Source organism: Streptomyces sp. NBC_01092 (assembly GCF_045039535.1).
Taxonomy (GTDB): domain Bacteria; phylum Actinomycetota; class Actinomycetes; order Streptomycetales; family Streptomycetaceae; genus Streptomyces.
Window position 1 is genome coordinate 1,745,995 of sequence record NZ_CP108659.1, and the last position, 23,423, is coordinate 1,769,417.

Below are 23,423 nucleotides of genomic sequence, written 5' to 3' on the forward strand. Positions count from 1 at the left end.
CTTCCTACCTTTGAATCAATCCTTATCGACACCGTAGGAAGCGGAGGAACCCCTCTGTGCCCGAAACCCGTGTGCCGCGCCGGCGGCGCTTCCTGGTCTGCGAACCCAGACACTTCGCCGTGCAGTACGCGATCAACCCCTGGATGCAGCCCGACGTCCAGGTCGACGTCGACCTGGCCCGGGAGCAGTGGCAGTCGCTGATCCGCGCCTACCGCACCCATGGCCACGCGGTCGACACGCTGGAGCCGGTCGCCGGTCTCCCCGACATGGTGTTCGCCGCGAACTCCGCGGTCGTCGTCGGCGGCCGTGTCTTCGGCTCCCTCTTCCACGCGCCCGAGCGCCGCCCCGAGTCCACGCACTACGAGACGTGGTTCAAGACGGCGGGCTTCGACGTGTACCGGCCCGAGTCCGTGTGCGAGGGCGAGGGCGACCTGGTGTGGACGGGCCGCTATGTGCTCGCCGGCACCGGCTTTCGCACCACGCGTGAGGCGCACCGTGAGGTGCAGGAGTTCTTCGGTCACCCGGTGATCAGCCTGACGCTGGTGGACCCGTACTTCTACCACCTGGACACGGCGCTGTTCGTGCTCGACGACGACAACATCGCCTACTACCCGGAGGCGTTCTCAGCGGGCAGCCGTGAGGTGCTCGCGCGGCTGTATCCGGACGCGGTGCACGCGACCCGCGACGACGCGGCGGCCTTCGGCCTGAACTCCGTCTCCGACGGCCGTCATGTCTTCATCGCGCCCCAGGCCGAGGCCCTCGCCGCCCGGCTGGACGAGCGCGGCTATGTCCCCGTCCCCGTCGACCTGTCGGAGTTCCGCAAGGCCGGCGGCGGCATCAAGTGCTGCACCCAGGAGATCCGCTCATGACAGCGCCCGCGCAGACCCGTCTCTCCGCCGATCTGATCCGCGCCGAGGAACCCGTCCTGGCGCACAACTACCACCCGCTGCCGGTGGTCATCTCCCGTGCCGAGGGCACCTGGGTGGAGGACGTGGAGGGCCGCCGCTACCTCGACATGCTGGCCGGCTACTCGGCCCTGAACTTCGGCCACCGCCACCCGACGCTGATCGAGGCGGCGCACGCGCAGCTCGACCGGCTGACGCTGACCTCCCGCGCCTTCCACAACGACAAGCTGGCCGGGTTCGCCGAGCGGCTCGCCGCGTTGACGGGCCTGGACATGGTGCTGCCGATGAACACGGGCGCCGAGGCCGTGGAGAGCGGCATCAAGGTGGCCCGCAAGTGGGCGTACGAGGTGAAGGGCGTCCCGGCCGATCAGGCGACGATCGTGGTGGCCGCGGACAACTTCCACGGCCGTACGACGACGATCGTGTCCTTCTCCACGGACGAGACCGCGCGGCAGGGCTTCGGTCCCTTCACGCCGGGCTTCCGGATCGTGCCGTACAACGACCTGGCGGCGCTGGAGGCGGCCGTCGACGACACGACGGCGGCGGTGCTGCTTGAGCCCATCCAGGGCGAGGCGGGCGTGCTCATCCCGGACCAGGGCTATCTGGCCGGGGTGCGCGAGCTGACCAGCCGCAAGGGCTGCCTGTTCATCGCGGACGAGATCCAGTCGGGCCTCGGCCGCACGGGCCGGACGCTCGCCGTCGAGCACGAGTCGGTGGTGCCGGACCTGCTGCTGCTCGGCAAGGCGCTGGGCGGCGGCATCGTGCCGGTGTCGGCGGTGGTGGGCCGCCGGGAGGTGCTCGGCGTGCTGCGGCCGGGCGAGCACGGCTCGACGTTCGGCGGCAATCCGCTGGCCGCCGCGGTCGGCATGGCGGTGGTCGAGCTGCTGGAGACGGGCGAGTTCCAGCGCCGGGCCGCCGAGCTGGGCGTGGTCCTGCGCGGCGGTCTGTCGGCGCTGCTCGGCAAGGGCGTCGTCGGCTTCCGCGCGCGGGGTCTGTGGGCGGGCGTCGACGTCGACCCGGCGGTCGGCACGGGCCGCGAGATCAGCGAGCGCCTGATGCGCGAGGGAGTCCTGGTGAAGGACACCCACGGCTCCACGATCCGTCTCGCTCCCCCGCTGACGATCACTGCAGAGGAGCTGACGGAGGCGCTGGGGGCGCTGGAGAAGGTCCTGGGGTAAGAGCCCGACGCCCGGCAGCCCGGTTCCCCGCGCGCGTGGGGGCCGGGCTGTCGGCGTCCGGTGCGAGCGCCCCGCTCACCCCTGCCCCGCACACGCGCGGCCCTCCACAAAGAGGCAGGTGTGAGCGGAAGGGTGAAGATGGGGACAAGAGGTGGTAGACCGCTCTCAGCGACAGAGAGGTCGGCCGTGGGCACTTACGAGGAGCAGGGCGTTGCCCGGCAGTGGTTCGACGTGGCGGACGCCGCGGCTCTGCTGCTCGACGCGCAGGGGCGGGTGACCGGCTGGACCAGGGATGCGCAGCGGCTGCTGAAGTACTCCGCCGCCGAGGTGGTGGGCGGGAAGGCCGGGAACCTGTTGGCGCCCGAGGACGCCTTGCGGGTGCCCGATCTCGGGCGGCGGTGCCGCAGGGACGGCGGCTGGTCGGGACTGCTGACGGCGGCGCGCAGGGGCGGTGAGCAGGTCAGGGTCATGGTGCGGGTCACCTCGGCCCAGGAGGCGCCCGGGCCGTCACGCTGGCTGGTGCTGCTGTCCGAGATGGCCGACGCCCCGGGCTGGGCGATGAGCCGGCCCGTACTGGAGCAGATGGTCAGCGGGTCCCCCGTCGGGATAGCGATCGTGGACACGGATCTGCGGTACGTGTGGTCGAACGCCGCCCTGGAGCAGTTCGGCGGCGGCCCGGCGAGGACGCGGCTGGGGAGGCGGCTGGCGGACGTGCAACCGGGTCTGAACTCCCGGTCGATCGAGGCGCAGATGCGTCATGTCCTGGAGACCGGTGAGCCGGTGGTGGGCTACGAGCACGTGGGTCTGGTGCGGTCCGCGCCGCACCGGGAGACGGCGCACATGATGTCGTTCACCCGGCTCGAGGACGAACACGGCCACCCGATGGGCGTCTACTACACCGTCGTCGACGTCAGCGAGCGGCATCGCGCCCGGCAGCGCCTCGACCTGCTCGACCGGGCCGGCGAGCACATCGGCCGCAGCCTGGACATCATGCAGACCGCGCAGGAGCTGTCCGACGTGGTGGTCCCGACGTTCGCCGACTTCGTCTCCGTGGACCTGCTGGAACCGGTGCTGGCGGGCGCCGAGCTCAGCGCCGGGCCGCCGGTCGACCCGACCGACGTACCGCTGCGCCGCGCAGGGCAGCAGTCGGTGCACGAGAACGCGCCGGAGGCGACCTTCGCCGTCGGTGACGTGGCCTCCTATGTCGCCGGATCCCCGCCGATCCGGGTGCTGACGACGGGCCTGCCCTGGCGTGAGGCGCGTCTCGACCCGCTCGCCAAGGACTGGGCCACCGGGATATCCGGCGGCCGGGCGGCGACCTTCCTGGAGCTGGGGCTGCACAGCGTGATGATCGTGCCGATCCGCGCGCGGGGTGTCATTCTCGGCGTCACCACCTTCTTCCGGCACCGCCGCCAGGACGCCTTCGACGAGGACGACCTGACCCTGGCCGAGGACCTGGTCTCACGCGCGGCCGTCTGCGTCGACAACGCCCGCCGCTACACCCGCGAGCGCGACGCCGCGCTGGTCCTGCAGCGCAGCCTGCTCCCGCACCGGCTGCCCGAGCAGGACGCGGTGGAGGTCGCCGCCTGCTACCGCCCGGCCGACGAGCTGACCGGCCTCGGCGGCGACTGGTACGACCTGATCACGCTGTCCGGCGGGCGCGTCGCGCTGGTGGTGGGCGAGGTGCCCGGGCACGGCATCGACGCCGCCGCGGCGATGGGACGGCTGCGGACCGCCGTACGGACCCTCGCCGCGCTGGATCTGCCGCCCGAGGAGGTGCTCGCCCACCTCGACGACCTGGTCGCGCGGTCGGCCCGCGAGGAGGGCGTCGAGTCGGGCACGGAGGAGGACGCGATCGCCCAGTCGGTGGGGTCGGGATGCCTGTACGTCGTCTACGACCCGGTCGACGGGCAGTGCACCATGGCGGCCGCGGGGCATCCGGCGCCCGCTGTCGTGCTGCCCGACGGCGAGGTCTCGTTCGTGGATCTTCCGCAGGGAGCGCCGCTCGGGGTGGGCGGCCCCCCGTTCGAGGCGGTCGAGCTGGCCCTGGCGCCCGGGAGCACGCTCGCCCTGCACACCGACGGGCTGCTGGCGCGGGGCGAGGACGACTGGTCCGTGGACACCGACCGGGACCGGTTGCGGCGGGCTCTGGAGCGGCCTACGGACACGCTCGACGTGCAGTGCCGGGCCGTGGTGGACGCCCTGGTGCCGGCCCGCCCGTACGACGACGTGGCCCTGCTGATGGCCCGCACCCGGGTGCTCGGCACCGAGCAGGTCGCCGACTGGGACCTGCCCGCGGACCCGGCGGCCGTCGCCGACGCCCGTAAGACGGCCGCCCGGATGCTGGCGGAGTGGGGCCTGGACGAGCTGGCGTTCACGACGGAACTGGTGGTCAGCGAGCTGGTCACCAACGCGATCCGGTACGCCGCCGGTCCCATCCGGGTGCGCCTGATCAGGGAGCGCGCGCTGGTCTGCGAGGTCTTCGACGGCGGCGCGACCGCCCCGCACCTGCGCCATCCGCGCACCACGGACGAGGGCGGCCGCGGGCTGCTGCTGGTGTCCCAGTTCACCCAGCGCTGGGGCACCCGCTTCGTCCCCGAGGGGAAGATCATCTGGGCCGAGCAGCCCCTCACGGATCCCTCGCTCCAACCTGACGAATAGGCACAGCTGTAGCACATCGAGAGATACGCCGCACGGCGTGGAAAACGGGTCAGATCCCGGTGGTGAGGCGGGAGCCATGAAAGAGACGGCGGTCGACTACAAGGCGATCTTCCAAGGCCTGCCCGGGATGGTGGCGCTGCTGACCCCGGAGCTGGTCTACGTCGATGCCAACGCGGACTTCCAGCGCCTGTCGGGCCGCACCCGCGCGGAGCTGGTGGGCCGGTACCTCTTCGACGTCTTCCCCGACAACCCCACCGACGACACCGCCACCGGTATGCGCAACCTCCAGGCGTCGCTGCTGCGCGTGGTGGCCACCGGCGAGCGCGACGCCATGGCGCTGCAGCGCTACGACGTCGAGGATCCGATGCGCCCCGGCGAGTGGGAGGAGCGCTACTGGAGCCCGGTCAACGCGCCGATCCTCGGCCCCGACGGGAAGGTGGCGCTCTTGGTGCACCGGGTGGAGGAGGTCACCGAACTCATCCGCCTGCGCGGCGCCACGGCCGGCAACAGCCGGGCGCGGGTCCTGGAGGCCGAGCTGTACACGCGGGCCCGGGAGCTCCAGGAGGTCAACGAACGGCTGCGGCAGTCCCACGCCCGCGAGCGCCAGGTGGCCCTCACCCTGCAGGAGGCGATGCTGCCGCCGCGCCGGCAGGTGCGCACCCGCCGGGCCGCCGTGCGCTACCGGCCCGCGCTCGGCGCGCTGAACGTGTGCGGTGACTGGTACGACCTCGTCGACCTGGTCGGCGGCAACCGCATCGGCGTCTCCGTGGGCGACGTGGTCGGGCACGGCCTGGAAGCGGCCGGCGTGATGGGCCAGCTGCGCAGCGCGCTCAGCGCCGCCTCCCGAGTCGCCGACGGCCCCGCCCAGGCGCTGGACGTCCTGGGCCGCTACGCCCATGTCGTCGACGGCGCCGAATCGGCCACCGCGGTCACGACGTTCATCGACTTCGACGCCCGCACCGTCACCTACAGCAGCGCGGGCCATCCGCCGCCCGCCCTGGTCCATCCCGACGGCCGGGTGGAGTTCCTCGACCAGGCCACGGACCCGCCGCTGGACGCACGCCCCGATCCGGTCCCGAGACCGCAGGCGGTCACCGCCTACACCGACGGCGCCACCCTCGCTCTGTACACGGACGGCCTGGTCGAACGCCGTCGCGAGGACATCGACACCGGACTGGCCCGCCTCGCCGACTCCCTCGTCCGCCATCGCACCGACGACCCGGAGAACCTCGCCGACGCCGTCCTGCTGGAGCTGCTGCCGCCGGGCGGCGCGACCGACGACACGGCGCTGATCATCGTCCGTCTGTGACGGGCCGGCAGAGGCGACGGCACCCGGCAAGGACGGGTCACCTGCCACCCGGCGATCGTGATCACGCCAAACCCGGCCATCGGCTTGCCGGGCACCCGTTCCGGACACCAGGCTGGTCAGGCGGTTCTCCCCACCCGCAAACGACGCCGCCAACCATCTGCCTGACACCCAGTCAGGAGGGTCGGCATGAGCCGGAACAGGTCCGGCCCGGCCCGGTTCCGGCGGCTCACCCCTGCGCCTACACTGGCAGCCCCACGGCACGCTGGTTGACCTGCCAGAACGCGGCGGCCCGAGCTGATTCCCCCGAGTGAGGAGCGCCCCTTTGTTCTACTACGTCCTCAAATACGTGTTGCTGGGACCGCTGCTGAGACTGGTCTTCCGGCCCCGGATCGAAGGTCTTGAGCACGTACCGGCCACGGGCGCGGCCATCGTCGCCGGCAACCACCTCTCGTTCTCCGACCACTTCCTGATGCCGGCCATCCTCAAGCGGCGTATCACCTTCCTGGCCAAGAAGGAGTACTTCACCGGCCCGGGCATCAGGGGCCGCCTCACCGCGGCGTTCTTCCGCAGCGCCGGCCAGATCCCGGTCGACCGCACCGGCAAGGAGGCGGGCCAGGCCGCGATCCGCGAGGGGCTCGGAGTGCTGAGCAAGGACGAACTCCTCGGCATCTACCCCGAGGGCACCCGCTCGCACGACGGCCGCCTCTACAAGGGCAAGGTCGGTGTCGCCGTGATGGCACTCAAGGCCGAGGTCCCGGTCATCCCCTGCGCGATGATCGGCACGTTCGAGGCCCAGCCGCCCGGCAAGGTCATCCCCAACCTCCACCCGGTGAAGATCCGCTTCGGCAAGCCCCTCGACTTCTCCCGCTACGCCGGCATGGAGAACGAGAAGGCGATCCTGCGCGCCATCACCGACGAGATCATGTACGCGATCCTGACGCTGTCCGAGCAGGAGTACGTCGACCAGTACGCCGCTGTCGTCAAGGCCGAGGAGGCCGAGGCAGCCAAGGCGGCCAAGGTGGACAAGCAGCGCAAGTTCCCCAGGCTGCCCATCAGTTGACGTGGGCGGACCGCGACGCCGGCGCTCAGCCGAGGAGGTCGAGCGCCTCGTCGAGCAGCCGGCGCAGGCGCAGCGCGTCCGCCGCCACCGCGCTCACCAGGACGGCGGGCCCGGCGAGGGGCAGCACAGCGGAGTTCTCCCCCAGCACCCGGGCCGCCACCGGAGCGTGACCGAACTCGGGGCGTACGACGACGAGTTGCCCGACGGCCCGAAACCCGCCGAGCCCGGCGGGCCCGTCCCAGCCACCCGGCGCACCGGGCCCGTAGGCCAGCTCCTGGTCCAGCACCACGCGCCCCGCGACCCGCAAGCGGATCCGGCTCGCGAGTCGCCCGGGCTGCTCCCCCACCCGCCCGAGAACCTGCTCCTCACGCAGCACGAGCCGCCCCGCCGCACCCACGTCGACGTGGGTCGTGACCTGCAGATCGCTCCCCCGCGCCGAGATCAACTGCTCGGGCAGCCAGTGCAGTTCACCCCCGTCCGCCACGGACAGCCGTACGTCGTAGCGGGCCTCGCCCTTGCTCTGTCCCGGCAGCGCGATCGTGGCGGCCGCCGACCCGACACGCAGCCGGGCGCCGTCGGCCACGTCCGCCTCGACGGTGAAGTGGTCACCGCCGAGCGGCCCGCTCATCGCACCGACGAGCACGACCCGCGCCTCGTCTGCGCTGCCCCGGGTCCGGCGCAGCGCCAGCGGCCCGTCGCCGTCGAGCACGGGCAGCGACGTACCGCCCCGCCCGTCGTCCCGGGCGCCGATCCGCGCGTGCGCCCGCACCCCACCGACCGTGGTCGTCATGCCGTCCACGCCACGAGCCGCTCCCGCACCCACGCGGCGACGTCGGCAACCCCGGGCTCGCTCCGCAACGACTGGAAGACGACGGGCAGTTCGGCCCGCTGCGCCTTGGCGTCGGCCGCCATGCGCGCCAGGTCGGAGCCGACGTACGGCGCGAGGTCGGTCTTGTTGACGACGAGCAGGTCGGCGGTGGTCACCCCCGGCCCGCCCTTGCGCGGAATGTCGTCACCCCCGGCCACGTCGATCACGAAGATCTGCGCGTCGACGAGCCCCTTGGAGAAGGTGGCGGTGAGGTTGTCCCCGCCGGACTCGACGAGGATGAGGTCGAGCGGCCCGACCTCGTCCTCCAGGTCCTCGACGGCTTCCAGGTTCGCGGAGATGTCGTCCCGGATCGCGGTGTGCGGACACGCCCCCGTCTCCACGGCGGTGATCCGCTCAGGCGGCAACACGGCCTCCCGCAGCAGGAACTCGGCGTCCTCACGCGTGTAGATGTCGTTGGTGACGACGGCGAGAGACAACTTCGCACGCAGCGCCCGGCACAGCGCGGCAACGGTGGCGGTCTTCCCGGACCCGACGGGCCCCCCGAGCCCGATACGCAGCGCACGCCGGGACCCATCGGCACGGCGAGCGTCGGCACTGAGGGCGGAGGGGCCGTCGTGGGAGTGGTCGAGGTGCATGGTCGGCTCCTAATGATGCGGTATTCCAGCCCCTCTGGGGGTCCCCCCTGCTCGACGAGCTTGGGGGAGTTTGAGGAGCGGGGTCCAGGGGGCGGAGCCCCCTGGCTGGGGTCGAAGGGGCGGAGCCCCTGGGGATGGGAATGGGTAGGGGCGGCGGGGGCGAAAATCCCTCAGGACGCAAACAACCGCACGGCCCAAGCCGCATGCACCTCCGCCCCGATCTCCAGCAACGGCCCGGACCCCGCAGGCAACTCGTCGACCCCACCCCCGACGACACGCCGAGCCCCCTCCACCGCCCGATCCACCACCCGGTCCAACTCCGGCGCCAACCGCGCCAGCACCCCCGTGGCGTCGAACGGATCAAGACTCAGCAACCGCACCGCCGCACTCGCCGGCCCACTCACACTCTCGTAAGCCGCGCAGTAGGCCGCCTCCACGGCCCCCAACCCCGCAGCCCGAGCGACGACCCCCAGCACAACCGGCTGATGCGCCCCCTTGGGAAACCGCCGAGCCAGCTCATCCAGCTCACCGGACGGCCACGTGGCCCGAGCGGCCCTCATCAACTGCCGTCCCAACTTGCGCGCGGCCACCCGCAACGCTGGCGACGGCGTACGGGCGTCAGCCGCCTCGTCCAACGCTCCGGCATCGACCCCGACCGCGGCCGCCGCGGCGAGCGAGGCCGCGACCAGCCCCGCCGTATGCAACCGCCCCCGGCAGAAGTCCTCCAGGCTCGCGGCCCCGGAGATCCGCCCCGCCTTGACGGCCGCCTCCGCCCCGCCGGAGTGCGCGTGCCCTCCGGCGGGAAAGCGGCCGTCGGCAAGGACGAGAAGTGCTGCCCGTGACATGGGAACCCAGCTTTCAGAACAGGAAGTACCGCTGGGCCATGGGCAGTTCGGCGGCAGGAGTGGCTTCCACCAGCTCCCCGTCGATGTGCACGGCGAAGCTGTCGGGATCGATCCGCACGTCGGGCCGCGCGTCGTTCTCCAACATGTCGGCCTTGGTGACCCCGCGCGTCGACTCGATCGCCACGAACCGCTTGCCGAGCTGGAGCCGCTCCGGCAGCCCGTCCTCGATCGCGAGCGGGGCGACGAAGTTGACCGAGTTCGAGGCAGGCGCCCGCCCGATGGCGCCGAACATCGGCCGGGGCAGGATCGGCTGCGGCGTCGGGATGGACGCGTTGGCGTCGCCCATCTGCGCGTAGGCGATCTGCCCGCCCTTGATGACGAGTTGCGGCTTGACCCCGAAGAACGCCGGCTCCCACAGCACCAGGTCGGCGAGCTTGCCGCGCTCCACGGAGCCGATCTCCCGGCCGAGGCCCTGCGCGAGTGCGGGGTTGATCGTGTACTTGGCGACATACCGCCGTACCCGCCGGTTGTCGGCCCGCCCGTCCCCCGGCAGCGCACCGCGCCGCCGCTTCATCACATGGGCGGTCTGCCAGGTCCGCATGACGACCTCGCCGACGCGCCCCATGGCCTGCGAGTCCGACGAGATGATCGAGATCGCGCCGAGGTCGTGGAGTATGTCCTCGGCGCCGATCGTCGACGGCCGGATCCGCGACTCGGCGAAGGCGAGGTCCTCGGGCACCGCCGCGTTGAGGTGGTGGCACACCATCAGCATGTCGAGGTGTTCCTCGGCGGTGTTGACGGTGAACGGCCGGGTCGGGTTGGTCGAGCTGGGCAGCACGTGCGGCTCGGAGACGACGCTCATGATGTCCGGCGCGTGCCCGCCGCCCGCGCCCTCGGCGTGGTAGGCGTGGATGCCGCGTCCGGCGATGGCGGCCAGCGTGTCACCGACGAAGCCGGCCTCGTTCAGCGTGTCCGTGTGGATGGCGATCTGGATGCCGGTCTGGTCGGCGACGGTCAGCGAGGCGTCGATGGCGGCCGGGGTGGTGCCCCAGTCCTCGTGCAGCTTGAGGCCGAGCGCGCCGCCGCGGATCTGGGACAGCATCGCCTCGTGGGAGACGGTGTTGCCCTTGCCCAGCAGGCCGAAGTTGACGGGGTGGCCCTCCATCGCCTCCAGCATCCGGGCCAGATGCCAGGGGCCGGGCGTCACGGTGGTCGCCTTGGAGCCCTCGGCGGGTCCGGTGCCGCCGCCGACCAGCGTGGTGATGCCCGAGGCGAGCGCCTCGTCGGCGATCTGGGGGCAGATGAAGTGGACGTGCGCGTCGATGGCGCCGGCGGTGAGGATCCGCCCGTTGCCCGCGATGATCTCGGTCTCGGGGCCGATGACGAGGTCCGGGTGCACCGCGTCCATGGTGTCGGGGTTGCCCGCCTTGCCGATGCCCGTGATCCGGCCGTCACGGATGCCGACGTCGGCCTTGACGATGCCCCAGTGGTCGATGATCACGACGCCGGTGATGACGGTGTCCGGGGTGCCTTCGGCGCGCGTGGCCCGGGACTGTCCCATGGACTCGCGGATGACCTTGCCACCGCCGAACACGGCCTCGTCCCCGGCGAGTCCGGGCCCGCCGGAACGGTCCTCCTCGATCTCGACCAGCAGGTCGGTGTCGGCGAGCCGGATACGGTCACCGGTCGTCGGGCCGAACAGGTCGGCGTACGCGGCACGGGAGAGCTCAGGCATCGAGGGCACCTCCGGTCTCCCCGCGCAGTCCGGGCACGACACGCGCGCCGGTGAGCGGGACGAGTTCGACGTCGACGGGGATGCCGGGCTCGAAGCGCACGGCGGTGCCGGCGGCGACGTTGAGCCGCTTGCCGCGGGCGGCGTCACGGTCGAAGTCCAGACCGGGGTTGGCCTCGGCGAAGTGGTAGTGGGAGCCGACCTGGACGGGCCGGTCGGCGGCGTTGAGGACGGTCAGCCGGGTGACCTCACGGCCCTGGTTGTACGCAATCGGGCCGTCGGCGAGCAGGATCTCTCCGGGAATCATCGAGGCCTCCTTCACACGATCGGGTCGTGGACGGTGACGAGCTTCGTGCCGTCCGGGAAGGTCGCCTCGACCTGGACGTCGTGGATCATCTCGGGGATGCCGTCCATGACGTCGTCGCGGGTGAGCAGCTTGCGTCCGGAGGACATGAGCTCGGCGACCGTACGGCCGTCACGGGCGCCTTCGAGGATGTGCGAGGTGATGAGCGCGACCGCCTCGGGGTGGTTGAGCTTCAGCCCGCGGGCCCGGCGCTTCTCGGCGACGTCCGCCGCCACGTGGATGAGCAGCCGCTCTTGCTCGTGCGGGGTCAGTTGCACGTCCCACCTCACAGTCCTCGCTCCGGACCGTGCGGGGCCCGGTTGCCGCTGGCCACGGGGCAATGTCCCTGGTGGCATGGATCGGCACGCTAGTTGGACCGCGTTTCAGGCAAGTTAACCAAGCTGTGACCCATCGGTTACGGCGCGGTCGTCGCCCATGCTCATCAGGGCCCGCAGACCGTCCTGGAGGACCTCGACCGGGGCCCCTCCGAACAGGGCCTGCTGGGCGATGAACCCCTGCACGGTGGCGATCATGGTGCGCGCCACATGGTCCGCGGGGATGTCCGGCGACATCATCCCGGCGTCCTGATACGCCTCGACGGCCCGCCCCCAGGCCTCCCGCAAGGTCGTGTACACCTCGGCCAGGACGGCGGCCAGCTCCTCGTTCCGCACGGTCTCCGCCCAGACCTGCATGATCAGCGGCGGCAGGACCGATTCCCCCTCCTCACTGAGGGACGAGTACACGTTGAGCGTCCGGCCCAGGACCGCTCCCACCAGACGGTCCGGCGGCGGGGGCGGACTCTGCCGGACGACGTCCTCGAAGGAGGCGCGGATCTCGCCGAGCACGTCCTTGACGATCGCGGCGATCAGCTCGTCCTTCCCGCTGAAGTAGCGGTACACGGCCCCGGCCGAGAGATCGACCTCCTTCAGCACGTCCTGCATGGACGTGGCGTGAAAGCCGTTGCGCGCGAAGAGGCGCGCGGCGCCGTTGAGGATCTGCCGGCGGCGGGCGTCTAGGTGTTCCTGGGATACGCGGGCCATGGTCCCAAAGTAAAACGAACATTCCTTCTTGACAAGGAGCGCCATCCGCCGCACGGTGGGGAGCACAGTAAAACGAACGATCCTTCTTTTTAGAGCTTTGGAGACTCCATGTCCGCCCCCTCCGCTACACCGCCCGGGAACACCGCACCCCGGCGCCTGATCGCGGTCGTCGTCCTCGTCCCCCTCCTCGCCGCCCTCGCCCTGTGGGCGTTCGCCTGGCCTGCCGCCCGCACCGCCCCGCGCGATCTGCCGCTCGGCGTGGCCGGGCCGACCGCCGCCGCGGCCCAGGTGGAGCAACAACTGAGCCGGCACGAGGGCGCCTTCGACATCCACCGCTACGCCGACGAGGCCGCCGCCCGGGACGCCATCGAGGACCGGACCGTATACGGCGCGGTCGTCGTGACGCCCCAGGGCCCGGAGCTGCTGACCGCGTCGGCGGCGAGCCCGGCCGTCGCCCAGTTGCTCCAGCAGGCGGTGGGGCAACAGGCCGCTGCCGAGGGCACCCAGGTCAAGACCGTCGACGTGGTGCCCGCCCCCGCGAACGACCCGCGTGGCGCGGCCCTGAACTCCAGCGTCCTGCCGCTCGCGCTGGCCGGCATGGCGGCGGGTGCGGCGGTGACGCTGCTCGGGCTGCGCGGCATCCGCGCGGTGGGAGCCCTGGTCGGCGTCGCCGCTCTGATCGGCCTGGTCGCGGCGTCGATCGCGCACAGCTGGCTGGGGGTGCTCTCCGGCGACTGGTGGGCGGAGGCCGGCGTGCTCGGGCTGACGACACTGGCCGTGAGCGCGGCCGTCGCGGGGCTCGCCGCCCTCGTCGGCACCGCCGGTGTCGGCATCATGGCGGCCACGATCATGCTGATCGGCAACCCCTTCTCCGGGGCGGCCTCGGCACCTCAGATGCTGCCGGAGCCGGCCGGCGCGATCGGCCAGTGGCTGCCGCCTGGCGCAGGCACGACCCTGCTGCGCTCGGTGTCCTTCTTCGACGGCGCGGCGGCCACCGGCCCGGCGCTGACGCTGGCCTGGTGGGCGGCGCTGGGCCTCGGCGCCGTACTGCTGGGGGCTGCGCTCAAGGCACGCGGGACGAGCACCGAGCCCGCGACCGACCGGGAGCTTGCCACCGTCGGCTGACCGTCCGGGCACACCGAACCGACCGTGCACCCCCGCTGTAGCGGACGGGGGTGCACGGTCTTGTCGTATCCGAAGCCGGTGCTAGGAGGGGTTCGAGCCCCGGTGCTCCGCGGTGATGCCGAAGCGCTGCCGTTCGCGGGGAGCGGACGCGACCTCGCGGACGCCGGCCACCGCGCTGATCACCTGGTCCTCGACGGGGGCGTCGAGGGCGTCGAGTCGCTCCAGGTCAGCGGCGGAGACAAGGGCGACGAGGGGCTTTCCGTGGCGCGTCACGAGGACGCGCTCACCGCCGTACACCACGCGGTTGATGAGGTCGGCGAGCTCAGCCCTGGCTTGCGTCACCGGAATCTCGTAGGCCATGCTCCCCACATTACGTCATGTACGTCCTGTACATTTTTTCCAGGCACCCCGGCAAGGGAGGCGCGAGCCATGACCCGACCGTCCGCCCGCTACGTACTGCCCGAGTTCACCGAACGCACGAGTTCAGGCGTCAGGACGCAGGATCCGTACTCGAAGCTGATGGAGGAGCGGATCGTCTTTCTCGGCACGCCGATCGACGACACGTCGGCGAACGACGTGATGGCCCAGTTCATGTACCTGGAGCACAAGGACCCCGACCAGGACATCTCGCTGTACATCAATTCGCCCGGCGGCTCGTTCAGTGCGATGTCGGCGATCTACGACACGATGCAGTTCGTCGCCTGTGACGTGGAGACGATCTGCCTGGGCCAGGCTGCCTCGGCCGGCGCCGTGCTGCTGGCGGCGGGCACCCCGGGCAAGCGGTTCGCGCTGCCGGGGGCCCGGGTGGTGATCCATCAGCCGGCGCTGCCCGAGCCGGTCGAGGGGCAGGCGAGCGATCTGGCGATCCAGGCGGACGAACTGACGCGGGTTCGCACCCGCCTGGAGGAGATGCTCGCCCGGCACACCGGGCGCGCTCGCGAGCAAGTGGCCGCCGACATCGAGCGGGACAAGATCCTGAACGCCCAAGAGGCGCTGGAATACGGGCTGGTGGACCGGATCGTCCCGAGCCGCAAGGCCACGCTCGCTCCGCCGACGGGACGGTGACCGGCCGGTGCTTCCACCCGAGTTGCCTCCGCTGCCCGCACTGACCCGTGCGGAGGGCGAGTTGATCGACCGTTATCTCGACGTGGTGGACCTGCTCGGCCGGATCAACCCGGCGCAGGAAGGCGATACCTATCGAGGACTGCGTGCCGCGCAGGCGCTCGTGAGCAGAGCGGCCGAGCTACGGGACGCGCTGGCGCTGATGCACCAGCGGGGCGAGACGGAGCTGCACGCTCACACGCTGGCGCGTGCGTTGCGCGTGCTGGACGGAGAGCGCCGCACGGCTCGTGTCACGGTGCCCCCGCGCTCCGACAGTTGACGACGCGTACGACCCGGATTCCGGACGCCCCGACCCACTGACGAGGCGTCCGGAGCTGAGCCGAAACGGACCAAACGGCGTACCCCCGTTCGGCGTAGCCAGTTCTACTTTTGTACGCCCGTCAGGGTTGCGCAACGGACATGACCCCCAGGCGGAATCAGGCACTCCATCCCTGGTCCGGGACTCCTCGACCCCCTGGACACCCCCTCGAACACGGCGGTACCCACCCGAACGGGTGAGTGGTGAGTAACACCACAAACCCCCGATTCCGTTGGGTATTTCGTTCATTCGTGCGTCAAGATCCCTGACTGACGACAAGCCCCCGCCGCAGCGGCGGGGCGGTCCGGGCGGACGCCGAGTCCTGCCGCCTCCCGGATGACCGGTCGACGGAGTGGATCGGCAGGAGTGGAGGACCCGAGCAAGACGGGTCGCCGGAGCGGACGTTCGTTCGATCCGAGCAACCCTTGGGGTGAAGCCGCGGCAACGCGGCCGGGCAACTTCGCCAGCCCGAATCCGACAGGTCATCCTTCACAGGCGGCTGACGAAGGGTTGCGCATGACTGCGCTCAATCGTGTCCCGTCGCTCATGGTCCGCGCCGGTACGGCCTCGGCCATGACCCTCGCCGCTGTGGGCGGCTCGATCGTGGCGCCCGGCCTCGCCTCGGAGGCGGAGGCCGCCACGCCGGCGTCGAAGGCACTTCAGATCGCGGCCTCGAAGAAGGGCTCCCCGTACAGGTGGGGCGCCACGGGGCCGAACCGGTTCGACTGCTCCGGGCTCACGCTGTACTCGTACAAGAAGGCGGGCAAGAAGCTGCCCCGCACGGCGGCCCAGCAGTACAACAAGACGCGCCACATCTCCGCCAAGAACCGCAAGGCCGGGGACCTGGTGTTCTTCCACTCGGGGTCGTACGTCTACCACGTCGGCATCTACGCCGGGAAGGGAAAGCTCTGGCACTCCCCGAAGACCGGGGACGTCGTGAAGCTCCAGAAGATCTGGACGAGGAGCGTCTGGTACGGCCGGGTCAAGTGACCTTCCCGGGGGCGGTGGCGGCGGCCTGACCCGCCGTCACCGTTCCCGGGGCCTCAGACGGCCATCAGCGGCCCCGCGAGGAGAGCCGCGCCGAAGGCCGTCAGCGCCGCGCCGGTGGCGAGCGTGACCGCACGAGCGGCCCGCGGCCGGCGCAGCCACCTGCCGAGCCGGTCCACCAGCAGGGCGACCACCTGGAACCACACCAGCGCGATCGCCAGCACGATCAGGGCGAGCAGCAGCGTCCTGGGCATCGCGGGAGAGCCCGCGGGCACGAACTGAGGCAGCACGCTGAGGAACGTGAGGGACGCCTTCGGGTTGAGGGCGTTGGTCACGAAGCCCTGCCGCAGCGGCCGCGCGGTGGACTCCTCCCGCGTGTCCACCACTTCGGTGTGCCGCTGCCGCAGCGTCTGGATGCCCAGGTACAACACGTAGACGCCGCCCACCACTTGGAGCGCGCCGAACAGCGCCGGTACGGCGGCCAGGACCGCGGCGACGCCCACCACCGCCAGCGTCACATGCACCAGCAGCCCCGCCCCGATCCCGAGCGCGCAGGCGGAGCCGGCCCGGCGCGAGACGAGGGCGTTGCGTACGACGACGGTGAAGTCGGCCCCGGGTATGGCGACGAGGCCGGCGGAGACCCCGGTGAAGGCGATGAGCTGAGCGTCCATGCCACCCAGCGTGCCGCGCGGAAGCCTTCAGCAGGTATGTCGAATATCCTGGGAAGCCATAAAGCATTGCTTAAGGCTGAGGTTCAGACAGACAGGGGCCCGCATGTTCGACCCGATCCGGCTCGCCGCCCTGGTGGCGGTCGCTGAGGCGGGTTCGATCACCCGGGCCGCCGAGCGGCTCGGCTACACCACGCCCGCGCTCTCCCAGCAGCTGGCCAAGCTGGAGCGCGAGGCGGGCACGGCCCTGCTGGTACGGCACCACCGCGGGGCGCGGCTCACGGGTGCGGGCGAGCTGCTGGTGGCCCGGGCGCGGCGGGTGCTCGACGAGCTCGACCGGGCCCGGCACGAGCTGGCCCTGCTGACCGGCCTGTCCGGCGGCACGCTGCGGCTCGGCACCTTCCAGACGGCCGGCATCCATCTGCTGCCGCCGGCCCTCAGCGCGTTCCGCCGGGCGCATCCGGACGTGGAGCTGACGGTCGCCGACTACGAGCCGTCGGCCGGGGTCGCCGCGGTGGCGGCGGGCGAGGTCGACCTGGCGCTGACCCACACCTACGAGCCGGGGGAACCGACCGCGCTGCCCGCCTCCGTCGGCATCGAGGCGATCCTCGTCGAGGAGCTCGTCCTGGTGTCTGCTCCGGGCCACGTCCTCACGAGCGGCGCCGCACGGCTGCCGCTGGCCGAGCTCGCCGGGCAGCCCCTGATCAGCATGGCGCCGGACGCTCCGGCCCGGCGGGGTGTGGAGGCGGCGCTGGCCAGGGCGGGGGCCACGCCGTCAGTGCTGGTGCCGACGCCTGGCTATCTCCTGGTGTGCGCGCTGGCCAGTGCGGGGCTGGGGGTCGCGGTCGTACCGGAGATGGTGGCGCGCACGTCGGTCACACCGGTCGGGGTGCGCGCGCTGGAAGGCGGGCAGTTGCGCCGTACGGTCTCGGTCGCCCATCGCGTCGACGAGGCGGCTCCCGCCGCGGACGCCTTCCGGGCCCTGCTGCGCGGCACCTTCGGCCGCTCGTCGGGACAGCCGCAGCAGGCCTGAGGGGCTACGGCTCCTGCGGGGCGGCGGCGGCGACCGGAGCGGCAGGCACGGTCCACGGCAGTTCGATGGAGACGGTCTTGCCGCCCTCGCGGGTCGGGCGCACTCTCAGCTTGCCGCCGCACTCCGCGGTCAGCCAGCGGATGATGACCATCCCGCGTCCATTGTCCTGCTGCACGGCGGCCGGGAGGCGTTTGGGGAAGCGGGGGTGGCTGTCGGTGACGCCGATGCGCAGGTGTTCGTCACGGTCGAGCACGAGGTCCACCGTGAAGGTGGGTGACTGGCCCAGGGTGTGCTGTACGGCGTTGGTGGTGAGTTCGGAGACGATCAGGCGGATGGTGTCGGCGATTTCCGTGTCGGGCGGCAGTCCCCACTCGGCGAGGGTGGTGAGCACATAGGCCCGGGCCGCGCAGACCGAAGCGGGATCGCTCGGCAGAGTGACGGATGCTTCCAGATGATCTGCCATGGCGACGTCGTCCCTTTCCCAACGGGAGCGCAGTCCGACACGGGGCGGATGGTTCGAGTACGGTCCCGGACTGGTGCTTCGTCGCCAGACTGCCATTACCAGGCCCGTCAGAGTGCCGATCCACCAAGATATGCATATATCTGTCGCTCGATGCGGTGAACTCTGCGACGGCAGAGCGTATTTGGGTGGCTCGGTTGGAGTAAGGAGTAGCCCATGCAGCACGGTCCCGCGGTGCGCCGCCGGAAACTGGGCGCGGAACTGCGCGCGTTGCGCACCGGGGCGGGGCTCACCAGCGGTGAGGCGGCCCGGCTGGCGGGCTGGCACCAGTCCAAGGTGAGCCGGATCGAAACCGGCGCCAGCGGGGTGAAACCGGCCGATGTGCGGTTACTGCTCGACGTCTACGGCGTAGAGGATGCCCAACTGCGGGAGTTACTGCTGGTATTGGCGGGCTCCGACGAGAGTGGCGGCCGCCATCACTGGTGGCACGCGTACCGCGGAGTGCTGCCGCCGACGTACCGGGACTTCATCAGCCTGGAGTCCCAGGCGAGCGCGATGCGTACGTTGGAGACGTCCGTGGTGCCCGGGCTGCTCCAGACGCCCGAGTACGCCCGGGCGGTGACCCGGGTCGCGGTGGGCGGGCTCGACCCGGACGCCGACGAACGCCTCGACGCGCTGGTCGCGGTACGTCTGGCCAGGCAGGACGTGCTGCGGGGGGATCCGCCGCTGAGGCTGAGCGCGGTACTGGACGAGGCGGTGCTGCGGCGGGAGATCGGCGGGCCCGAGGTGATGGCGGGGCAGCTGAACCGGCTGATGGAGGCGGCGCGACTGCCCCAGGTCCGCCTTCAGGTGCTGCCGTTCAAGGCCGGCGAGCATGTCGGCATCACCGGCCCTTTCGTTATCTTCTCATTTTCGAGCACTTCTGATCTGGATGTGGTTGTTCTCGACCACTTGACGAGTAGCCTCTATCTCGAACGGAAAGAAGACCTCCAGGCCTACACGGAGGCCTTCAACGCCCTTCGGATCCACGCCCTTTCGCCCGAGGAATCGTTGGATTACATCGCCGCGTTAGGTGGCGGCGCGTAAGGAGGCACCATGACAGCACCGCCTCGGAACATCACGTCGAGTACCGAACTGCCAGGTGCACGCTGGCTGCGCAGCAGCTACAGCACCGGGGCGAACAACTGCGTCGAGACGGCACAGCCGCACTCCGGTCCCTGGACCGGGCTGTTCGCCGTACGCGACTCCAAGGATCCGGCCGGCCCCGCGCTGCTCTTCTCCCCCGAGAGCTGGGCGGGTTTCACGGCCGCGTTCCAGTCCCGCCGGCCCTGACCGCTCCGATCAACTCTGATCGGTTCTGATCAGTTCCATCCGATGTGCGGACAGGGCCGTGTCACGCCGACTCATGGTCGTGTCTCGCCGATCACTCGTACAGCGCGCTCGATCTCGCCCTCGGAGAGGTCCGCACGGGCGGTCAGCCTCAGCCGTGAGATGCCGTCGGGGACGGAGGGAGGACGGAAACAACCCACGGCGAGGCCCGCCGCACGGCACTCGGCCGCCCACTGCACGGCCCCCTCCGGGGACGGGGCGCGCACGGAGACGACCGCGGCGTCCGGACGTACCGCCTCCAGACCCGCGGCGGTCAGGCGGGCGTGGAGTTCGCGTGCCACCGCATGCGCCCGCGCCGCCCGCTCCGGTTCGCGGCGCAGCAACCCCAGCGCCGCCAGGGCCGCGCCCGCCGGCGCGGGGGCGAGACCCGTGTCGAAGATGAACGTCCGGGCGGTGTTGACCAAGTGCTCGATCACCCGGGCGGGGCCGAGGACGGCGCCGCCCTGGCTGCCGAGCGACTTGGACAGCGTGACCGTGACGACGACGTCGTCGGCGCCCGCGAGCCCCGCCGCGTGCGGGGCGCCGCGGCCGCCGTCGCCCAGTACGCCCAGGCCGTGGGCGTCGTCGACCAGCAGTCCCGCGCCGCGCTCTCTGCACGCCTCGGCGTACTCGGCCAGCGGGGCCGCGTCGCCGTCGACCGAGAAGACCGTGTCGGACACGACGACCGCCGTGCCCTCGTGCGTGTGCAGCGCCTTGCGCACCGCCTCCGGATCGGAGTGCGCGACGACCTGTGTCGTGCCGCGGGCCAGCCGGCAGCCGTCGATCAGCGAGGCGTGGTTGCCGGCGTCCGACACGATCAGCGAGCCGTGCGGCGCGAGGGCCGTGACCGCGGCGAGGTTGGCCGCGTAGCCGGACGACAGGACCAGCGCCGCCTCGAAGCCGCAGAAGTCGGCCAGCTCGCGCTCCAGCTCGGCATGCAGCTGCGTGGTGCCCGTGACGAGCCGGGAGCCGGTCGCGCCGCCGCCCCAGGTCCGCGCGGCCCGCGCCGCGCCCTCGGTGACCTCGGGGTGGCGGGCCAGGCCCAGGTAGTCGTTGCTCGCGAGATCGAGGAGCGGTGAGTCGGCCGGGCGGGGGCGCAGCGTCCGCAGGAGTCCGGCGCGGCGGCGCAGCTCCGCCTGCTCGTCGATCCAGCCGAACGCCATGGCTCCTCCGGGCTTTTGTAGGCAGTGCACAGACACTAGCCGCACGACCCGCCGCCCACGGTGTGGCAATACCCACACATCGAAGTGACAGGGTTGTGCAAACTCACCTTGGCTCGGACGGCCTCCGTACGTCAGGATCAGCTCCCATGGACCTGCTGAACACGCTGGTGGACAAGGGGCTTCGGCGCGAGCTGCCGACCCGCGAGGAAGCCTTGGCCGTCCTCGCCACTTCCGACGACGACCTGCTCGATGTGGTGGCCGCGGCCGGCAAGGTACGCCGGCAGTGGTTCGGCCGACGGGTGAAACTCAACTATCTCGTCAACCTGAAGTCGGGCCTGTGCCCCGAGGACTGCTCGTACTGTTCGCAGCGCCTCGGCTCCACCACCGGCATCCTGAAGTACACCTGGCTCAAGCCGGACGAGGCCTCCAAGGCGGCGGCCGCCGGATTGGCGGGTGGCGCCAAGCGGGTGTGCCTGGTGGCGTCCGGGCGCGGCCCGACCGACCGTGACGTGGCCCGGGTCTCCGAGACCATCAAGACGATCAAGGACCAGAACGAGGGCGTCGAGGTGTGCGCCTGCCTCGGCCTGCTGTCCGACGGACAGGCGGAGCGGCTGCGCGACGCGGGCGCGGACGCCTACAACCACAACCTCAACACCTCCGAGGGCACCTACGCCGACATCACGACGACGCACACGTACGCCGACCGCGTCGACACCGTGCAGAAGGCGCACGCGGCCGGGCTGTCCGCCTGCTCCGGTCTCATCGCGGGCATGGGCGAGAGCGACGAGGACCTGGTCGACGTCGTGTACTCGCTGCGCGAGCTGGACCCGGACTCGGTGCCCGTGAACTTCCTGATCCCGGTCGAGGGCACCCCGCTGGGCAAGGAGTGGAACCTCACCCCGCAGCGCTGCCTGCGGATCCTGGCGATGGTGCGGTTCGTGTGCCCGGACGTCGAGGTCCGCATCGCCGGTGGCCGCGAGGTCCACCTGCGCACGATGCAGCCGCTCGCCCTGCACCTGGCCAACTCGATCTTCCTCGGCGACTACCTGACCACCGAGGGCCAGGCGGGCAAGGCCGACCTGGAGATGATCGCCGACGCCGGCTTCGAGGTGGAGGGCACCGACCAGGTGACGCTGCCGGAGCACCGGACGGAGACGGCCGCGGGTGGGTGCGGGTCGCACGAGAGCGCGGGCTGTGGTTCCCACGCGGGCGCGGGTTGCGGTTCCCACGAGGGAGCCGGGTGCGGGTCGCACGAGGGTGCCGGTGTGTGCGGTACGGCCGCTGCCGCCGTCCCGGCCGGCGAGGCGCGCACCGACCTGGTCGCCGTACGCCGCCGGGGCGCCGGAACGGACCTCGCGCCCAATGCCTGAGCCGCGCCCCGCGCCCGGCCCGACCGTGCCGGAGCTGCTGGAACTCGACCGGCGGCATGTGTGGCATCCGTACGGCCCGATGCCCGGCCGGGTCGAACCGCTCGTCGTGGAGTCGGCGAGCGGCGTGCGGCTGAGGCTCGCCGACGGCTCGGGCGAACTGGTCGACGGCATGTCGTCCTGGTGGTCGGCGATCCACGGCTACAACCACCCGGTGCTCAACGAGGCCGCGCGCGAGCAGCTGACGCGGATGAGCCATGTGATGTTCGGCGGGCTCACGCACGAGCCCGCCGTACGCCTGGCGAAGCTCCTTGTCGACATGTCACCCGACGGCCTGGAGCATGTGTTCCTCGCCGACTCCGGGTCGGTGTCGGTCGAGGTCGCGGTCAAGATGTGCCTGCAGTACTGGCGTTCGCTGGGCCGTCCGGGCAAGCAGCGGCTGCTGACCTGGCGCGGCGGCTACCACGGCGACACCTGGCAGCCGATGTCGGTGTGCGACCCCGAGGGCGGGATGCACGAGCTGTGGACCGGGGTGCTCCAGCGCCAGGTGTTCGCGGACCCGCCGCCGGCCGAGTACGAGGAGTCGTACGCCGATCAGCTGCGGTCGCTGATCGGGCGGCATGCCGACGAACTGGCGGCGGTGATCGTCGAGCCGGTCGTGCAGGGCGCGGGCGGGATGCGGTTCCACTCCCCCGCGTATCTGCGGGTGCTGCGCGAGGCGTGCGACGCGCACGACGTGCTGCTGGTGTGCGACGAGATCGCGACCGGTTTCGGGCGCACGGGCGCGCTGTTCGCGGCGGAGCACGCTGCGGTGACACCGGACGTGATGTGCCTGGGCAAGGCGCTGACCGGCGGCTATATGACGATGGCCGCGACGCTGTGCACCTCCCGCGTGGCCGACGGGATCTCGCGGGGCGAGGTGCCGGTGCTGGCGCACGGTCCGACCTTCATGGGCAATCCGCTGGCGGCCGCGGTCGCCTGCGCCTCGATCGAGCTGCTGCTCGGGCAGGACTGGCTGGCCGAGGTCAAGCGGATCGAGTCGGGGCTGCGGGAGGGGCTGGCGCCCGCGACGGACATTCCGGGCGTGAAGGACGTGCGCGTCCTCGGTGCCATCGGGGTCGTCCAGCTGGACCACGAGGTGGACATGCGGGCGGCGACGGCGGCCGCCGTGCGTGAGGGCGTGTGGCTGCGGCCGTTCCGCGACCTCGTCTACACGATGCCGCCGTACGTCACGGGCGACGCGGACGTCGCGCGGATCGCCGGCGCGGTGTGCGCGGCGGCGCGGGAGGGCTGAC

Annotated in this window: 25 protein-coding genes and 1 riboswitch; of the genes, 14 read left to right on the top strand and 11 right to left on the bottom strand. The window is 71.6% G+C overall.

Features of this window, described 5'->3' with window-relative positions; genetic code table 11:
• The first annotated feature begins 56 nt into the window (after positions 1 to 56).
• The 5 genes from ddaH (at position 57) to OG254_RS07610 (ending at position 7,113) form a co-directional block, all read left to right on the top strand.
• Positions 57 to 869 carry a dimethylargininase gene (ddaH, locus tag OG254_RS07590; protein ID WP_351194112.1) on the top strand — a complete coding sequence of 271 codons (813 nt, stop codon included), beginning with the start codon at positions 57 to 59 and terminating at the stop codon, positions 867 to 869.
• Positions 866 to 2,083, top strand: a complete 1,218-nt coding sequence (gene rocD, locus OG254_RS07595) for an ornithine--oxo-acid transaminase (RefSeq protein ID WP_405578680.1) — start codon at positions 866 to 868, stop codon at positions 2,081 to 2,083. The genes ddaH and rocD overlap by 4 nt, the downstream gene beginning before the upstream one ends.
• 186 nt (positions 2,084 to 2,269) lie before the next feature.
• Positions 2,270 to 4,744: a SpoIIE family protein phosphatase gene (locus OG254_RS07600; protein WP_405578683.1), complete on the top strand. Its 2,475-nt coding sequence runs from the start codon at positions 2,270 to 2,272 to the stop codon at positions 4,742 to 4,744.
• A gap of 76 nt (positions 4,745 to 4,820) precedes the next feature.
• Positions 4,821 to 6,053 (top strand): PP2C family protein-serine/threonine phosphatase, encoded by a 1,233-nt coding sequence (locus OG254_RS07605; RefSeq protein ID WP_405578686.1) that lies wholly within the window; start codon positions 4,821 to 4,823, stop codon positions 6,051 to 6,053.
• 322 nt (positions 6,054 to 6,375) lie between these two features.
• A complete protein-coding gene (locus tag OG254_RS07610; protein ID WP_147997417.1) occupies positions 6,376 to 7,113 on the top strand; it encodes a 1-acyl-sn-glycerol-3-phosphate acyltransferase in 738 nt (245 codons plus the stop codon).
• 25 nt (positions 7,114 to 7,138) lie between these two features.
• On the opposite strand, the gene OG254_RS07615 is transcribed toward OG254_RS07610, so the two are convergent.
• From OG254_RS07615 to OG254_RS07645, 7 genes are all read right to left on the bottom strand, one after another.
• A complete protein-coding gene (locus tag OG254_RS07615) occupies positions 7,139 to 7,903 on the bottom strand; it encodes an urease accessory protein UreD (RefSeq protein ID WP_405578688.1) in 765 nt (254 codons plus the stop codon).
• Complete coding sequence (gene ureG, locus OG254_RS07620; RefSeq protein WP_405578691.1) at positions 7,900 to 8,577, bottom strand: urease accessory protein UreG; 678 nt, start codon at positions 8,575 to 8,577, stop codon at positions 7,900 to 7,902. Before ureG ends, OG254_RS07615 begins: the two co-directional genes overlap by 4 nt.
• Before the next feature lie 170 nt (positions 8,578 to 8,747).
• A complete protein-coding gene (locus OG254_RS07625) occupies positions 8,748 to 9,422 on the bottom strand; it encodes an urease accessory protein UreF (RefSeq protein ID WP_405578694.1) in 675 nt (224 codons plus the stop codon).
• 13 nt (positions 9,423 to 9,435) lie between these two features.
• The gene (locus tag OG254_RS07630; protein ID WP_405578696.1) at positions 9,436 to 11,157 is read right to left on the bottom strand and encodes an urease subunit alpha; all 1,722 of its coding nucleotides are present in this window, start codon (positions 11,155 to 11,157) and stop codon (positions 9,436 to 9,438) included.
• Positions 11,150 to 11,461, bottom strand: coding sequence for an urease subunit beta (locus OG254_RS07635; RefSeq protein WP_405578699.1), 312 nt, complete (start codon positions 11,459 to 11,461; stop codon positions 11,150 to 11,152). The genes OG254_RS07630 and OG254_RS07635 overlap by 8 nt, the downstream gene beginning before the upstream one ends.
• Positions 11,462 to 11,472: 11 nt before the next feature.
• Complete coding sequence (locus OG254_RS07640) at positions 11,473 to 11,775, bottom strand: urease subunit gamma (protein WP_147997413.1); 303 nt, start codon at positions 11,773 to 11,775, stop codon at positions 11,473 to 11,475.
• A 114-nt stretch (positions 11,776 to 11,889) separates the two neighbouring features.
• The gene (locus tag OG254_RS07645; protein WP_405578703.1) at positions 11,890 to 12,537 is read right to left on the bottom strand and encodes a TetR/AcrR family transcriptional regulator; all 648 of its coding nucleotides are present in this window, start codon (positions 12,535 to 12,537) and stop codon (positions 11,890 to 11,892) included.
• Between the two features lie 108 nt (positions 12,538 to 12,645).
• On the opposite strand from OG254_RS07645, the gene OG254_RS07650 reads away from it, so the two are divergent.
• A complete protein-coding gene (locus OG254_RS07650; protein ID WP_405578706.1) occupies positions 12,646 to 13,662 on the top strand; it encodes an ABC transporter permease in 1,017 nt (338 codons plus the stop codon).
• A gap of 81 nt (positions 13,663 to 13,743) precedes the next feature.
• Here the strand turns inward: OG254_RS07650 and OG254_RS07655 are convergent, their stop codons facing one another.
• Positions 13,744 to 14,022: a type II toxin-antitoxin system Phd/YefM family antitoxin gene (locus tag OG254_RS07655; RefSeq protein WP_405578709.1), complete on the bottom strand. Its 279-nt coding sequence runs from the start codon at positions 14,020 to 14,022 to the stop codon at positions 13,744 to 13,746.
• Between the two features lie 69 nt (positions 14,023 to 14,091).
• On the opposite strand from OG254_RS07655, the gene OG254_RS07660 reads away from it, so the two are divergent.
• From OG254_RS07660 to OG254_RS07670, 3 genes are all read left to right on the top strand, one after another.
• Positions 14,092 to 14,727, top strand: coding sequence for an ATP-dependent Clp protease proteolytic subunit (locus OG254_RS07660; RefSeq protein WP_405578711.1), 636 nt, complete (start codon positions 14,092 to 14,094; stop codon positions 14,725 to 14,727).
• A 7-nt stretch (positions 14,728 to 14,734) separates the two neighbouring features.
• The gene (locus OG254_RS07665) at positions 14,735 to 15,043 is read left to right on the top strand and encodes a hypothetical protein (protein WP_405578714.1); all 309 of its coding nucleotides are present in this window, start codon (positions 14,735 to 14,737) and stop codon (positions 15,041 to 15,043) included.
• Positions 15,044 to 15,385: 342 nt separating this feature from the next.
• A riboswitch (cyclic di-AMP (ydaO/yuaA leader) is annotated at positions 15,386 to 15,595 on the top strand.
• A gap of 3 nt (positions 15,596 to 15,598) precedes the next feature.
• Entirely contained in the window at positions 15,599 to 16,072 is a 474-nt protein-coding gene (locus tag OG254_RS07670) for a C40 family peptidase (protein ID WP_351195544.1), read from the top strand.
• A 53-nt stretch (positions 16,073 to 16,125) separates the two neighbouring features.
• Here the strand turns inward: OG254_RS07670 and OG254_RS07675 are convergent, their stop codons facing one another.
• Positions 16,126 to 16,740: a LysE family translocator gene (locus OG254_RS07675; protein WP_405578717.1), complete on the bottom strand. Its 615-nt coding sequence runs from the start codon at positions 16,738 to 16,740 to the stop codon at positions 16,126 to 16,128.
• Positions 16,741 to 16,843: 103 nt separating this feature from the next.
• Here OG254_RS07675 and OG254_RS07680 point away from each other — a divergent pair, with 103 nt between their 5' ends.
• Entirely contained in the window at positions 16,844 to 17,770 is a 927-nt protein-coding gene (locus OG254_RS07680; protein ID WP_351195548.1) for a LysR family transcriptional regulator, read from the top strand.
• 4 nt (positions 17,771 to 17,774) lie between these two features.
• On the opposite strand, the gene OG254_RS07685 is transcribed toward OG254_RS07680, so the two are convergent.
• Positions 17,775 to 18,233 (bottom strand): ATP-binding protein, encoded by a 459-nt coding sequence (locus OG254_RS07685; RefSeq protein ID WP_351195549.1) that lies wholly within the window; start codon positions 18,231 to 18,233, stop codon positions 17,775 to 17,777.
• 213 nt (positions 18,234 to 18,446) lie between these two features.
• On the opposite strand from OG254_RS07685, the gene OG254_RS07690 reads away from it, so the two are divergent.
• Together OG254_RS07690 and OG254_RS07695 are read left to right on the top strand one after the other, a co-directional pair.
• On the top strand, positions 18,447 to 19,316 hold the full coding sequence (locus OG254_RS07690) for a helix-turn-helix transcriptional regulator (protein ID WP_351195551.1): 870 nt from the start codon (positions 18,447 to 18,449) through the stop codon (positions 19,314 to 19,316).
• 9 nt (positions 19,317 to 19,325) lie between these two features.
• Entirely contained in the window at positions 19,326 to 19,562 is a 237-nt protein-coding gene (locus tag OG254_RS07695; RefSeq protein WP_405578720.1) for a DUF397 domain-containing protein, read from the top strand.
• Positions 19,563 to 19,633: 71 nt separating this feature from the next.
• Here OG254_RS07695 and OG254_RS07700 read toward each other — a convergent pair whose 3' ends face one another.
• The gene (locus OG254_RS07700; RefSeq protein ID WP_405578723.1) at positions 19,634 to 20,761 is read right to left on the bottom strand and encodes an 8-amino-7-oxononanoate synthase; all 1,128 of its coding nucleotides are present in this window, start codon (positions 20,759 to 20,761) and stop codon (positions 19,634 to 19,636) included.
• Positions 20,762 to 20,907: 146 nt separating this feature from the next.
• Here OG254_RS07700 and bioB point away from each other — a divergent pair, with 146 nt between their 5' ends.
• Together bioB and OG254_RS07710 are read left to right on the top strand one after the other, a co-directional pair.
• Positions 20,908 to 22,131, top strand: a complete 1,224-nt coding sequence (gene bioB, locus OG254_RS07705; RefSeq protein WP_405578725.1) for a biotin synthase BioB — start codon at positions 20,908 to 20,910, stop codon at positions 22,129 to 22,131.
• Positions 22,124 to 23,422, top strand: a complete 1,299-nt coding sequence (locus OG254_RS07710; protein ID WP_405578728.1) for an adenosylmethionine--8-amino-7-oxononanoate transaminase — start codon at positions 22,124 to 22,126, stop codon at positions 23,420 to 23,422. Before bioB ends, OG254_RS07710 begins: the two co-directional genes overlap by 8 nt.
• The last annotated feature ends 1 nt before the right edge of the window (position 23,423 follow it).